This window comes from Geothrix mesophila, from assembly GCF_022808835.1.
GTDB lineage: Bacteria > Acidobacteriota > Holophagae > Holophagales > Holophagaceae > Geothrix > Geothrix paludis.
Genome location: NZ_JAKZLD010000003.1, coordinates 154,924 through 168,540, shown reverse-complemented (window position 1 = coordinate 168,540; position 13,617 = coordinate 154,924). Strand labels below are relative to the sequence as shown.

The window sequence follows — 13,617 nt, the reverse complement described above, 5'->3', positions numbered from 1 at the left end:
GGCGGACTCTAGATATCGGACGGCGCGCGCGCTGGCCGATGTAGGCTTGGGGCTATGGGGCGCGGCCCAGGGAGCAGGACGATGAGACTCGGCTTTGCAAGCGATCATGCGGGGTTCGACCTGAAGGAACGGCTGAAGGCGTGGGCCCTGGGTCAGGGACATGAGGTGGTGGATTTCGGCACGGATGGGACGGCCTCGGTGGACTACCCGGATTTCGCGCACCGGGCGGCGCAGGGCATGGATCAATGGGAGCGCCTGGTGCTGGTCTGCGGCTCCGGCATCGGCATCAGCATCTCGGCCAACCGCCATGCCGGCATCCGCTGCGCGCTGGTGACCTCCCCTGAGCACGCGGCACTGGCACGGCAGCACAATGACGCGAACGCCATCGCTTTCGGCCAGCGGCTGACGGATCCGCTCAAGGCGGAATACTACCTGAAATTGTTCCTGGAAACACCTTTCGAAGGGGGGCGGCACCAGCGCCGCGTCGAAAAGATCGAGTGGAAGGGCTGCTGATGCGCTGCGGTGACGAGCTCCGGAGCCTGGATTTTGAAACCGGCGTCCAGCTCCACGCGGCCGGATCCTGCCTGATCCGCATGGGCCGCACCCATGTGCTCTGCGCCGCCAGCCTGGAGGAGAAAGTGCCTGGCTGGATGAAGGGCCGAGGCACCGGCTGGCTCACGGCGGAGTACGGCATGCTGCCCGCGGCCACGAACACCCGGTCTGACCGCGAGGCCGCCCGAGGCAAGCAGCAGGGACGCACGGTGGAGATCCAGCGGCTCATCGGCCGCAGCCTCCGCCAGGCCGTGGACCTGTCCGCCCTGGGTGAGCGCACCCTCACGGTGGACTGCGACGTGCTGAACGCCGACGGGGGCACCCGCTGCGCCTCGATCACCGGGGCCTGGGTGGCCGCGGCGCTGGCGCTGCGGTCCCGGGGGCTGGAGGCGGCCCTGGTCCGCCAAGTGGCCGCGGTGAGCGCGGGCATCGTGGAAGCCGGCGACGGGCGCCGGGGCCTGGTGCTGGACCTCGAATACGAAGAGGACCACCTGGCCGCGGTGGACTGCAACCTGGTGGCGGCCCGTGCGGCAACCGGGAGCGGCGAGCTGATGCTGGTGGAACTCCAGGGCACGGGCGAAGGTCGCCCCTTCAGCCGGGTCGAGGCCGATGGGCTGGTGGATCTGGGCCTCGCGGGATGCGCGGCGCTGATGGAGGCGCAGCGGGTCGCGCTCGCATGAGGCGTGGGCTGCTGGCCCCGGCCGTGCCGGCCCTGCTGGCTCTGGCCGTGCCGACCATGTTGGCGGCCCAGGCCGCTCCGGCCGCTCAGCCGCCCGCCCAGCCACCTGTCCAGCTGCCTGCCCAGCCGCCCACCCTTCCCCGGCGCATCGAAGTCACGGTCCAGCCGCCGGACATGGTGTTCCGCTTCGTGCCCCGGGTGGAGATCCCGGGCATGCCACGGGTGGCCCTGGCCCTCAGCGGGGGCGGAGCCCGCGGCCTGGCGCATATCGGGGTGCTGCAGCGCTTCGAGGAGGTGGGCTTCCCCCTGGACAGCGTCACGGGCACCAGCGCCGGGGCCCTGGTGGGAGCCCTCTACGCCAGCGGCTTCACGGGCGGGGAGATCGAGGATCTCTTCCGCCGCCTGGACCTGACCCGCGCCTTCCTGGAGCCGCTGCTCCGCAACCCCGGCGAGACCCTGGACGAGCAGGAGGACCGCGAGTCCACCTTCATGTCCATCGAGCGCAAGAACGGGCAGACGACCTTCGCGCAAGGGCTGCGCAGCGGTGTGGAGGTGCAGCGCACCCTCCAGGGTCTGCTGGCCCGGGGCGCCTACTTCTCCGAAGGGGACTTCGACCGGATGCGGCGGCCCCTCCGGATCCTGGCCACGAACCTGGAGACGGGCCAGGGACGGGTCTTCGGAAACGGGGACCTGGTGGAGGCCGTGCGCGCCTCCATGGCGGTGCCCGGGGGCTTCCGGCCCGTGCTGATCGAAGGGCAGCAGTACGTCGATGGCGCCCTGGTGGAGAACCTGCCCGTGTCCACGGCCAAGGAGGCCTTCCATCCCGACGTGGTCATCGCGGTGGACATCAGCAACCCCCTGGAGCATCGCCAGGCCACCAGCATCTTCTCCGTGGCCTCCCGCAGCCTGGACCTGGTGGTGGAGCGCCGGCAGTGGGAAAGCCGCGCCGCGGCGGACTTCCTCATCCGGCCCGACATCCGCGACGCTCCCTTCCTGGAATACGGGAGCCTGGCGCCGAAGCTGGTGCTCCAGGGCCGCGAGGCCTTCGATGCCCGCCTGGAGGAACTCGCGACCTTCCTCCGCGGAAAGACCGCGGGGCAGGAGGTCCTGCCGGCGGATCGGGTGGTCTTCGAGAGCCCCCTTCCGGTCGGGGAGACCCTGGAGGGAATCCTGTCCGCGACCCTCAAATCCGCCCCCGGTCCTGGCTCGGGTGCCGGCCCCGGTGCGGGCGGATTCTCCCTGCTGGATGTGCGGATCCTCCTCCAGCAGGTCCTGGTCCACGGGCTCGCGCGGGAGGCCTGGGCCACGGTGGAGCCCGACCGGACGCTGACCGTCCACCTGCGGCCCTATCCGCCGGTGACCGAGCTGGCCGTGAGCGCGCCGCCGGCCTGGATCCCCCGCGTCGAGCGGGCCCTGGCCAGCCGGATCAAGGTCGGCGCCCCCTTCAATCCCAAGACCTTCGGGGACGTGGTGTCCCAGGTGGTCTACAGCCTCCTGATGGACGGCAGTCCCCTGGTGGATGCGCGCGGGTCTGGCTTCGACCCCGAGTCCGGCCGCCTCAGCGTGGTCCTCCGCGAGCCCCTGATCACCCAGGTCAACGTGTGGCCCGCGTCCGGGCCGGCGGTGGACGAGGCCCACCTGCTGCGGATCCTGGGCCGCCTGGAGGGCGGGCCCTTCCGGCCGGTCACCCTCCAGCAGCGCATCGCCCTGGCCGAGCACCGGCTCCACCTGACCGAGCTGCGCTACCTCACCCGCCCCGACGGCCAGGGGGGAACCGTCCTGACCCTGATCCCCGTGCCCCAGCGGCAGGATCGGCTCGACCTGTCCCTGGGCTACGAGAGCACGCTGGGCGGGCAGCTGGGCCTGACCTATCAGGCCCTCAACCTCGGCTTCACGGGCTCGGAACTGGAGTTGAGCGCGGCCCGCAACCGCCTGCAGCAGCAGGCCACCCTGGCCCTGCGGGCCCCCTTCAGCTTCTCGCCGGGGGCCGGGATGGAGCTCAGCGGGAACTACTGGCAGCAGCGCCTGGAGGTGCCCCCGCTGTGGTCCGTCCCCCAGCTGCCCATCGGCGGTGTGGAGGGGCGTATCAGCGCCTCGGATCTGGTGCTGCGGACCTACTTCCGGTTCAGCAACCTGGGGACGGGGAAGGTGAGCTTCGACTTGGAGCGACGGAACGTGGCCTTCCTGGAGGAGGGGCTGCGCCAGACCCAGGCCCAGGACGCGGCCTTCCTTTCCGCCGAGTGGGACAACTTCGACCGGCACACCCTGCCCCGGGAGGGGCTGCTCCTGAGACTCCGGGGTGGCGCGGGCCGGACGAAGACCGGGACCCTTCCCGGAGGGGACTTCCAGCAGGCCTATGTCCGGGCCCGGGGCCTGCACGCGTTCACCGAATTCGTGGGGGCCGACCTGGATCTGGAGTGGGGCCAGGGCCGCCGGATGCCCCTGGACCGCTGGTGGGTGCTGGGGGGGCCCTCTTTCGTCCTCGGCTCCCGGGCCTCGGGCCTCGTGGCGCCCAATTTCGGGGTGGCGAGGTTCGGTCTGCCCTTCCGCATGTACAGCGGCCTGGGCCTCACCCTGGAAGTGGTGCCGCGCTTCGATCTGGCATGGCTCTCCCGGGAGGCGGACGCCCTTTTCCACGCGGACACCGGGTACCGGGCCGAGGGCAAGGGGCTCCTGGTGCGCACCACGCTTCTTTCCAAGTTCTATGTGGAGCTGTCCTATGGGTTCCTCAAGCTGAGGACCCCCCAGGGAACCCGTCCGGCCACGGGCAGCTTCGACGTGGTCATCGGGACCCAGCCGTTCGACTTGTGGAAGCGAAGGTAAGGGTGGTGGTCTGCGTCAGGGTGGTCTGTGATCACCTGCACAGGAGGGGCTCCCGCCCCGGGCTGATACCCTGAAGAGCTGGGATTTCATCCGCTCTCACCCGAGGCCGCCATGCGCTACCTGCCCTCTTCTCCTGCCGAAGATCGAGCCCTCCTGGACACGATCGGCGTCGCCCGCGCCGAGGATCTCCTCTCGGGCATTCCGGAGGGGCTGCGCCTGAACCGGGGGCTGGATCTGCCCACCCAGGGCTCCGAGCAGGAAGTGGCCTGGCAGATGCTGGACCTGGCCAACAAGAACACCCGCTTCTGCGCCCAGTTCCTCGGCGCCGGCGCCTACGACCACTTCGTGCCCTCGGCCATCGACGCCATGGTGAGCCGCCAGGAGTGGTTCACCGCCTACACGCCCTACCAGCCCGAGATCAGCCAGGGCACCCTGCAGCACATCTTCGAGTACCAGACCCTCATCTGCGACCTGACGGGCCTGGATGTGACCAACGCCAGCCTCTACGACGGCGGCACCGCCTGCGTCGAAACCGCCCTCATGGCCGTGCGGGTCCAGAAGAAGCGCCACACCGTGCTGGTGAGCCGGGGCCTCCACCCGCTCTACCGCGAGGTGCTCCAGACCGCCTTCGCCCCCCACCAGGATCTGCACCTCGTCGAAGTGGGCCTCAAGGACGGCGTGACGGACCTGGCGGATCTGCAGGCCAAGCTGAGCGATGACGTGGCCGCCGTGCTGGTGGGCTACCCCAACTTCCTCGGCGCCGTGGAGGACCTCACGGCCCTGGCCGGCCCCGTCCACGCGGTGGGCGCCCTGCTGGTGAGCGTCACCCAGGAGGCCCTGGCCTTCGGGTGGCTGGAGGCGCCCGGCAAGGCGGGCGCCGACATGGCCTGCGGCGAGGCCATGAGCTTCGGCAACCGGCCTACCTTCGGGGGGCCCTACCTCGGCTTCCTGGCGGTGAAGGACGCGCACAAGCGCGAGATCCCCGGCCGCGTGGTGGGCCAGACCAAGGACCTGGACGGCAAGACGGGCTACGTACTGACGCTCACCGCCCGCGAGCAGCACATCCGCCGCGACAAGGCCACCAGCAACATCTGCTCGAACCAGGGCCTCGTGACCCTGCGGGCCAACATCTTCCTGCAGCTCGCCGGCCCCGAGGGGCTGAAGGGCCTGGCGGCGCAGAACGTGGCCAAGGCCCAGCACCTGCGCCAGCGCCTGCTGGACCTGCCGGACATGGAGCCGGTCTTGGACGCGCCCTTCTTCAACGAGTTCGTGCTGCGCTACAAGGGCGACATGGCCGCGCTGCAGGAGGCCTGCTTCGCGGAGAGCCTGCTACCGGGCCTGGACCTGGGCCGCTTCTACCCCGAGTACCAGGGCTGCGTCCTCTGGTGCGCCACGGAACTCCACACCCGCCGGATGATCGAGAGCCTCGTCGAGATCCTGGCCCGCGTCCCCGCCACCGTGTAAGGAGAGCGACATGTTCCTTCGTCAGCGCGAACCCCTCTCCTTCGAACGCTCCGTCCCCGGCAAGCGGGGCATGGACCTGCCGAAACTCGATGTGCCCGCCGCCCAGGACACCCGCCCCGCCCATCTCAAGCGCAGCGGCTTCGAGGCCCTGCCGGAACTAAGCGAGGTGGAGGTCATCCGCCACTTCACGCGCCTCTCCAAGTGGAACTACGGCGTGGACGACGGCATCTACCCGCTGGGCTCCTGCACCATGAAGCACAACCCGCGGCTGAACGAGAAGGTCGCCGGGCTGCCCGGCTTCACGGACAGCCACCCCATGGCGCCCGATGCCCTTGTGCAGGGCAACCTGGAGCTGCTCTACACCCTGCAGGAGTGGCTGAAGGAGATCACCGGCCTGCCCGGCGTCACCCTGCAGCCCAGCGCCGGCGCGGCGGGCGAGCTCACGGGCGTCATGCTCATCCGGGCCTACCACGTGGCCCAGGGCGCCAAGCGCCGCGTGATCCTCATCCCCGACAGCGGCCACGGCACCAACCCCGCCACCGCCGCCATGGCCGGCTACGACGTGGTGGAGCTGCCCTCCCGTCCCGACGGCACCATCAGCTTCGAGGACGTGACCGACCCCGTGAACGGCAAGGTTCGCAAGGGCCTGAAAACCCTGGTGGACGAGCTGGGCTCCGAGATCGCGGGCGCCATGATCACCAACCCCAACACCGTGGGTGTCTTCGAGTACCGCTTCAAGGAGATCAGCGACCTGCTGCACAGCGTGGGCGCCCTGGTCTACATGGACGGCGCCAACATGAACGCCCTCGTGGGCGTGGCGCGGCCCGGCGACTTCGGCGTGGACGTCATGCACCTGAACCTCCACAAGACCTTCTCCACCCCCCACGGTGGCGGTGGCCCCGGCGCCGGTCCGGTCTGCGTGGGCGAGAAGCTGCTGCCCTTCCTGCCCGTGCCCGTCGTCGTGCGCGACACGGTGAAGGTGGGCGAGGGTGAGGTGCCCAGGCACTCGTACCGCTGGGACTGGAACCGGCCCCAGAGCATCGGCAAGGTGCACACCTTCTACGGCAACTTCGGCATCCTGGTCCGCGCCCTCACCTACTGCCTGAGCCACGGCTCCGACGGCTTGAAGGAAGCCACGCTGCGCGCCATCGTGAACGCCAACTACATCCGTGCCCGCCTCAAGGGCGCCTACGCCCTGCACATCGACTCTCCGAGCCTGCACGAGGTGGTCTTCAGCGACACCCTCCAGGCCCAGCACGACGTCCACACCCTGGACATCGCCAAGCGCCTCATCGACCACGGCTACCATCCGCCCACGATCTACTTCCCCCTGATCGTGCCGGGCGCGCTCATGATCGAGCCCACGGAGAGCGAGGACAAGGGCGAGCTGGACGCCTTCTGCGACACCCTGCTCGCCATCGCGAAGGAGGTCGAGACCGACGCCGAGGCCCTGCACCAGGCGCCGACCCTCGCCCCCATGCGCCGCATGGACGAGACCACGGCGGCGCGGAAGCCCGTGCTGCGGTGGACCAAGGTCTAGCCTTCTCCGCTACGAAAAACGCGGGCCGTGCGGCCCGCGTTTTTCGTAGGCCTCCGCCTGCGGCGAGGCCGGGATCAATCATGCGGAATGAGGTGCACGGCGGCGGCCTTGAGGATGGCACAGACCTGGTCGCCTTCGCCCAGGCGCAGGTCCGCGCAGGCCTGGCGCGTGACGAGGCCCTCGAGCGGGAAGCCGGCATCGAGGGCGACCCGCACCAGGGAGCCTTCCGGCTGCAGGGCCGTGATGCGGGCGGGCAGGCGGTTGCGGACGGTGGATCCGGGTCCGGGGCCGCAGCCGCGCTCCACGGCCACGTCCTCCCCTCGGATGCAGACGAAGACCTGCCAGCCGAGGCTGCCTGGATCGGCCGCGTGGATCTGCGCCGTGCCCACGGCGATGGTGGCCATGCCGTCGGCGATGGATTCGATGCGGCCCAGCACCACGGTCTCCACGCCCAGGATCCGCGCCACGGCGGGGTCCGTGGGCCGGTCGAAGACCTGCTGGATGCCCCCGCTCTGGCAGACGCGGCCCTGGTCCATCACCACCAGGAGGTCGCCCAGCTGGAGCGCCTCGGCACGATCGTGGGTGACGAGGACCGTGGGAATGTCGAGCGTCCGCAGCAGCTCGCGCAGCTCCTTGCGGAGACGCTGCTGCGAGGGCTGGTCCAGCGCCGACAGCGGCTCGTCCAGCAGCAGCAGGCGGGGCTTCCGGGCCAGGGCACGGCCCAGGGCGACGCGCTGCTGCTGGCCTCCGGAGAGCTCCCCGGGGAGGCGGTCGCCGAGTCCCTCCAGACCGAGCAGGGGGAGAAGCTCCGCCACGCGGGCGGCCCGCTCCGGCGCCGCCAGGCCGTAGCCGAGGTTCGCGGCCACCGTGAGGTGGGGGAACAGGTCGTAGGCCTGGGAGAGGAAGCCCAGGTGGCGGGCCTGGGGGAGGCGGTGGATCCGGGCCGCGGCGTCGGACCACGTTTCGCCGCCCACGCGGATGGCGCCGCGGTCCGCGGGCTCCAGGCCCGCGAGCAGGCGCAGGGCGGTGGTCTTGCCCGATCCCGACGGGCCGAAGAGCACGGTGATGGAGAAGCCGGGGCCCGGGATCTCGAAGCGCGCCTCGACGGTGGGCCCGCCCGGGAAGTGGCGCTCGGCCTCCGCCTGGAGGTAGGGGCCGCCGGAGTTCAGGTGAGTGTCCACGGCTTCCTCTGGCGGCGCTGCAGGGCGTAGGTGAAGGCCAGGACGAGGAAGGACACGCCCAGCAGCAGAGCGGCCGTGCGTCCCGCCGGCGCGTAGTCCATGGCCTGCACCTGGTCGTAGATGGCGATGCTCACGGTGCGGGTGCGGCCCGGCAGGTTGCCGCCCACCATGAGCACCACGCCGAACTCGCCCAGGGTGTGGGCGAACGTGAGCACCAGGCCCGTGAGGATGCCGGCCCAGGAGAGGGGCGCGATCACCCGGAGGAAGGTGCGGGCCCGCGATTCGCCCAGGCACCAGGAGGCCTCGATCAGCCCCCGGTCCACGGAGGCGAAGGCCGCCGCCAGCGGCTGGATCATGAAGGGCAGGCTGTAGAGCACGGAGGCGATGAGCAGGCCCTCGAAGGAGAAGGGCAGCGTGCTGCCGAAGAGGCTCTCCCAGGCGCGGCCCAGGGGGCTGCGGGGGCCCATGGCCAGGAGCAGGTAGAAGCCCAGCACCGTGGGCGGCAGCACCAGGGGCATGGCCACCACCGCCTCCACCAGGAACTTCCAGCGCCGCCGGGAGAAGGCCAGCCAGTAGGCCAGGGGCAGGCCCAGGACCAGCAGCGCCGCCGTGGTGAGCGAGGCGAGCCAGAGGCTCAGGCGGATGGCCTGCCAGTCCATCAGGGGGCGTCCGTGGTGAAGCCGTACTTCCGCAGGATGGTCTTTCCCTCCGTGGACCGCATGAACTCCCGGAAGGCCAGGGCGGCGGCGCGGTTCCGGGCGTGGTTGGGGATCACGCCGCCCTGATCCAGGGCGGGGTAGGCCTCCAGGGGCAGCTCCCACAGGCGGCCCGTGGCCGTCATGGCCGGGGCCTTGGCCAGGGACAGGGCGAGGATGCCGATGTCTGCGGCGCCGGTCTGCACGAACTGGGCGGTCTGGGCGATGTTCTCCCCGTAGACCAGGCGGGGCTTCACGGCCTCCAGCAGGCCGAGCTTCGCCAGGGCGGCCTCGGCGGCGCGGCCGTAGGGCGCGTGGCGCGGGTTGGCGATGGCCACCTTGCGGGCGGCGGGATGCAGGAGCGCCTGCATCCCCTGCTCCACCGGGATGGGCGAGCCCTTGGGCACCCACAGCACCAGGCGGCCCCGGCTGTAGCGGAATTCCGTGCTGCTGTCCGCCAGGCCCGCCTCCACCAGCTTCTTCGGGTAGGCCAGGTCCGCGGACAGGAAGAGGTCGAAGGGCGCCTTGTTGGTGAGCTGGGTGTAGAAGTTGCCGGAGGAGCCGTAGGTGATGACCACCTCCTGGCCCGGATGGGCGGCCATGAAGGCCGTCCTCACCTCGGCCAGGGCGAACTGCAGGTCTGCCGCGGCGGCGATGGCAAGCGGTGGGGGCGGAGCTGCGGCGGGCGCCGCGTTGCCGAAGCCCAGGATGCCGAGGGCCATGAAGAGGGAGCGCAGGCGGAGGCGGAGGGTGGACATGGTGGGTTCCGGGCTGGGCGACGGAGGCCAGGGCGCTGGTTTGATTCTAAGCCGGCGGGACTGGAAGCATTGCCGCCAGCGGGACGTCCCGTCATCATTCCACGGAACCACCGCCACACCACTGGCCGGACCCCAGCGGTTCCATCCTGGGCCGATCCGGCCATCGGACCCCGGGGGAAGGCCGCATGACCGTGTTCCTCAGCCGGTTTCGCATCGCCACCAAACTCTGGCTGGGGTACAGCGCCGTGGCGGCGATCCTGACTGGACTGGCGCTGATCCAGCTTGGACTGCTCCACCAGGAGGAACAGCAGGCCATCCGAGTCTTCGAGAACCGCATGGTGCCCGTGCGGCACTTGAAGGTGGTGTCGGACGCCTACGGCATCCGCATCCTGTTCGCCGCCCGCCAGGTGCGGGGAGGCACCCTGGAGCCCGCCGAAGGGCTCGCGCAGGTGCGCTCCGCCCGGCGGGAGGCGGGCCGCCACTGGGCGGAGTTCAAGGCCTCCGCGCCGGCCCAGACGGATGCGGACGCGCTGGTGCGCGTGGACCACCTTTCGCTCTACCTGGCCACGGACCTTGACCGGCTGGAGGGGCTCCTGGCTGAGGGCCGTCTGCCTGAGCTCGGGCGCTTCGTGGACGACGACCTGCTGCCGGAGATCCTGCCCCTGACCAACCTGATCGCCGGGCTGGTGCAGGCCCAGGAGGACGCGGCCCAGCAGAGCCTGGAAGCCATGGCGGCGCGGGCCCGCCGGACCCGGGTGCTGTCCTACGCCATGATCTTCGCCGGGCTGGTCACGGCCCTGGGCTTGGGCTACCTGATCGCCCGCGACCTCTCCGGCAGCATCCGGGGGATGCTGGCGCAGGTGCGCCGCGCCGCCGAAGGCGATCTGACGGCCCGGGTCGAGATCCGGGGGCGGGACGAGCTCGCGGACCTGGGGCACGAGCTGAACCGCATGGTCGCCCGGCTGAGGGAGACCATCCAGGCCCTGGCCGAACAGGAGGCCGGCGAGCGCGCGGTGCTGCAGAACGCCCAGGTGGCCGTCATCGTCCGCGACCGGGACGGCCTGGTGCGCCGGTTCAATCCCTATGCGGAGACCCTGCTGGGCTACCGCGCCGAGGAGGTCCTGGGCCAGCCGTCCGCGGTCTGGCTCGATCCGGAGGAGGTGGCGGCCCGGGCCGGGGAGCTGGCCCGGCGGGCGGGCCCGCCGGTGGCCACCGACCTCGAGCTCATCCGCCTGCTCACGGAGGCGGGGCCCGACCAGCGGGAATGGACCTTCCGGGCCAAGGACGGGCGGCGCATCCCCATGCTGGTGGCCCTGTCCCAGGTGACGGGCGCCGAGGGGGAGCCGATGGGCTACCTGAGCGTCGCCTCGGACCTGTCGGAGCGGAAGGCCCTGGAGGCCGGCCTTCGGGCCAGCGAGGCGAAGGCCCAGGCGGCCAACCGCGCGAAGAGCGCCTTCCTCTCCAACATGAGCCACGAGCTCCGCACGCCGCTGAACGCCATCCTCGGCTACGCCCAGCTGATGGCCCGGCGGCCCGCGCGCAGCCCGGAGGATCACGAGCAGCTGGGGCGCATCCTCGCCGCCGGCGAGCACCTGCTGTCCCTCATCAACGACGTGCTGTCCCTCAGCAAGATCGAATCCGGCGGCCTCGATCTGCGCCCGGAGCCCTTCGGCACCGCCGCCCTCCTGGAGGGGGTGATGGACATGCAGCGGATCCGGGCCGAGGCGAAGGGACTGGCGTTGCGGCTGGAGGTGGATCCCGCCCTGCCGCCCCACCTGGAGGGGGACGCGCCCAAGCTCCGGCAGGTGCTGGTGAACCTGCTGGGGAACGCCGTGAAGTTCACCCGGCAGGGGTCGGTGACCCTCCGGGCGGGCTACGTCGCGGGCCGGGCGACCTTCGCCGTGGAGGACACGGGCCCGGGGATCTCCGAGGAGGACCAGCGGCAGCTCTTCCAGGCCTTCTTCCAGGCCTCCACCCAGCCGCTGGCGGCCGAGGGCACGGGCCTGGGCCTCCACATCAGCCGCTCCCTGGTCCACCTCATGGGCGGCGAGCTGCGGCTCCAGAGCCGGCTGGGCGAAGGCAGCCGGTTCAGCTTCGAGCTGCCCATGGAGGAGGCGGAGCCCCCCCTGGAATTGACGGGAGGCGGCCAGGTGGTGGGCCTGGCGCCCGGTCAGCGACGCCCCGCGGTGCTCGTGGTGGACGACCGGCCCGAGAACCGCGACCTGCTCGCCCAGCTCCTGGCCACCGTCGGCTTCCAGGTGCGCACGGCGGCCGATGGCGTCGAGGCCCTGGAGCTCTGGGAGCGGCACCATCCGGATCTCATCTGGATGGACCTCCGGATGCCGCGCATGAGCGGCTTCGAGGCCCTGCAGGTCCTCCGCGGAAAGGAGCTGGAGCAGGGGCTTCCCCACACCTTCGTCGTGGCCATCTCCGCCAGCGTCATCGACTTGGACCGGGAGACCCTCCGCAAGGCGGGCTTCGACGACTTCCTGGGCAAGCCCTTCCGCGAAGCGCAGCTCTTCGAGGTGGCCGGCCGTCTGCTCGGCCTGCGCTTCCTCACCCGGGAACCCGAGGCGCCGTCTGCGCCGGGCGACCTGTCCGGCCTCCAGCTCCAGCCGGAATCCTGGCGGGCCTCGCTGAAGGAGGCGGTCGTCACGGGCGACACCGAGGCGGCTCTGGGCCTGGTGGACGGGCTCGGCCACGGCGCGCTGGCGGAGGACTTGCGGCGGCTGCTCAAGGCCTACAAGCTCGAGGCACTGCTCGACGCGCTGAACCGATGAATCAGGAGACCGACATGCTGGTGCCCCAGGGCGACATCCTCATCGTGGACGACAACGCGGCCAACCTCGATCTGCTGGGGGCGGTGCTGCGGGAGCGCCAGTACCGGGTTCGGGCCGTGCCCTCCGGCGCCATGGCCCTGGCGGCCGCCCGCCGCCACCCGCCTGAACTGGTGATGCTCGACGTGAACATGCCCGGCATGGACGGCTACGAGACCTGCGAGGCCTTCAAGCAGGATCCGGTGCTGGCCCGCATCCCCATCATCTTCATCAGCGCGCTGGACGACCCGCTGGACAAGGTGCGGGCCTTCCGGGTGGGCGGGCGCGACTATGTGACCAAGCCCTTCAGCGCGGAGGAGGTGCTGGTGCGGGTGGAGCATCAGGTCAACCTGGGCCGGCTCCAGCGCGAGCTGGAGATCCAGAACCAGAACCTGCTGGATGCCAACTTCAAGCTCAAGGAGGTGAACACCCTCAAGACCAACTTCACCACCATGCTGGTCCACGACCTCCGCTCGCCCCTGACCGTGCTGGGGCTCGTCCTGGAGCGGCTGCGGGAGGGCTCGGCGGGCGACGGGGCGCTGGACAAGGCCGAGGCCTCCGTCGGACGGATCAAGACCCTGCTTGACGAGATGCTGGAGATCTACCGCAGCGAAAGCGGACAGCTCCCCATGGAATTCGGAGAGATCGACCCGGGGCCCTGGCTGAAGGCCCTCATGTCCCCGTACCCGCTGCGGGCCGCCTCGGCCGGCCTCGAATTCCAGGTGGCGATCCCCGAGGGCCTGCCGACGATCCGCGGGGACGTGTCCAAGCTGGACCGCGTCCTGGTGAACCTGGTGGACAACGCCTTCAAGTTCACCCCCAGGGGCGGGGCGGTGCGGATGGAGGCGGGGGTCGAATTCGGCTCCGGCGTGGAGGCCGGCCTGCGCTTCCTCCGCCTGTCGGTCATCGATACGGGGCGCGGCATCCCGGCGGGGGACCTCCCCTACATCTTCGACCCCTTCCGCCAGTCTGAGCGCAGCGACGCCAGCAAGGGGGTGGGGCTGGGCCTGGCCATCGTCCAGCGCCTGGTGGCGGCCCACAAAGGCCAGATCCGGGCCCAGAGCCAGGTGGGCTTCGGCTCAAGCTTCAGCATCCTCCTCCCCTGCTGA

General features: G+C 70.9%; 10 protein-coding genes. 7 read left to right on the top strand and 3 right to left on the bottom strand.

From position 1 onward, the window contains the following. Positions 1 to 81: 81 nt before the first annotated feature. The 5 genes from rpiB to gcvPB all read left to right on the top strand — a co-directional run bounded on the left by rpiB (position 82) and on the right by gcvPB (position 7,058). Positions 82 to 513: a ribose 5-phosphate isomerase B gene (gene rpiB / locus MLG87_RS10710; protein ID WP_243295167.1), complete on the top strand. Its 432-nt coding sequence runs from the start codon at positions 82 to 84 to the stop codon at positions 511 to 513. Further along, the gene (gene rph / locus MLG87_RS10705; protein WP_243295166.1) at positions 513 to 1,232 is read left to right on the top strand and encodes a ribonuclease PH; all 720 of its coding nucleotides are present in this window, start codon (positions 513 to 515) and stop codon (positions 1,230 to 1,232) included. Before rpiB ends, rph begins: the two co-directional genes overlap by 1 nt. Next, complete coding sequence (locus MLG87_RS10700; RefSeq protein ID WP_243295165.1) at positions 1,229 to 4,054, top strand: patatin-like phospholipase family protein; 2,826 nt, start codon at positions 1,229 to 1,231, stop codon at positions 4,052 to 4,054. Before rph ends, MLG87_RS10700 begins: the two co-directional genes overlap by 4 nt. Positions 4,055 to 4,165: 111 nt before the next feature. Further along, positions 4,166 to 5,518, top strand: a complete 1,353-nt coding sequence (gene gcvPA / locus MLG87_RS10695; RefSeq protein WP_243295164.1) for an aminomethyl-transferring glycine dehydrogenase subunit GcvPA — start codon at positions 4,166 to 4,168, stop codon at positions 5,516 to 5,518. Positions 5,519 to 5,528: 10 nt separating this feature from the next. Further along, positions 5,529 to 7,058, top strand: coding sequence for an aminomethyl-transferring glycine dehydrogenase subunit GcvPB (gene gcvPB, locus MLG87_RS10690; protein WP_243295163.1), 1,530 nt, complete (start codon positions 5,529 to 5,531; stop codon positions 7,056 to 7,058). A 74-nt stretch (positions 7,059 to 7,132) separates the two neighbouring features. Here the strand turns inward: gcvPB and MLG87_RS10685 are convergent, their stop codons facing one another. The 3 genes from MLG87_RS10685 to modA are packed head-to-tail and all read right to left on the bottom strand — an operon-like array spanning position 7,133 to position 9,692. Then, positions 7,133 to 8,239 carry an ABC transporter ATP-binding protein gene (locus tag MLG87_RS10685; RefSeq protein ID WP_243295162.1) on the bottom strand — a complete coding sequence of 369 codons (1,107 nt, stop codon included), beginning with the start codon at positions 8,237 to 8,239 and terminating at the stop codon, positions 7,133 to 7,135. Beyond that, positions 8,224 to 8,898: a molybdate ABC transporter permease subunit gene (modB, locus tag MLG87_RS10680; protein ID WP_243295161.1), complete on the bottom strand. Its 675-nt coding sequence runs from the start codon at positions 8,896 to 8,898 to the stop codon at positions 8,224 to 8,226. The genes MLG87_RS10685 and modB overlap by 16 nt, the downstream gene beginning before the upstream one ends. After that, on the bottom strand, positions 8,898 to 9,692 hold the full coding sequence (modA, locus tag MLG87_RS10675; RefSeq protein ID WP_243295160.1) for a molybdate ABC transporter substrate-binding protein: 795 nt from the start codon (positions 9,690 to 9,692) through the stop codon (positions 8,898 to 8,900). The genes modB and modA overlap by 1 nt, the downstream gene beginning before the upstream one ends. Positions 9,693 to 9,877: 185 nt before the next feature. On the opposite strand from modA, the gene MLG87_RS10670 reads away from it, so the two are divergent. Next, positions 9,878 to 12,472 (top strand): ATP-binding protein, encoded by a 2,595-nt coding sequence (locus tag MLG87_RS10670; protein ID WP_243295159.1) that lies wholly within the window; start codon positions 9,878 to 9,880, stop codon positions 12,470 to 12,472. 14 nt (positions 12,473 to 12,486) lie between these two features. Next, complete coding sequence (locus MLG87_RS10665) at positions 12,487 to 13,617, top strand: hybrid sensor histidine kinase/response regulator (protein ID WP_243295158.1); 1,131 nt, start codon at positions 12,487 to 12,489, stop codon at positions 13,615 to 13,617.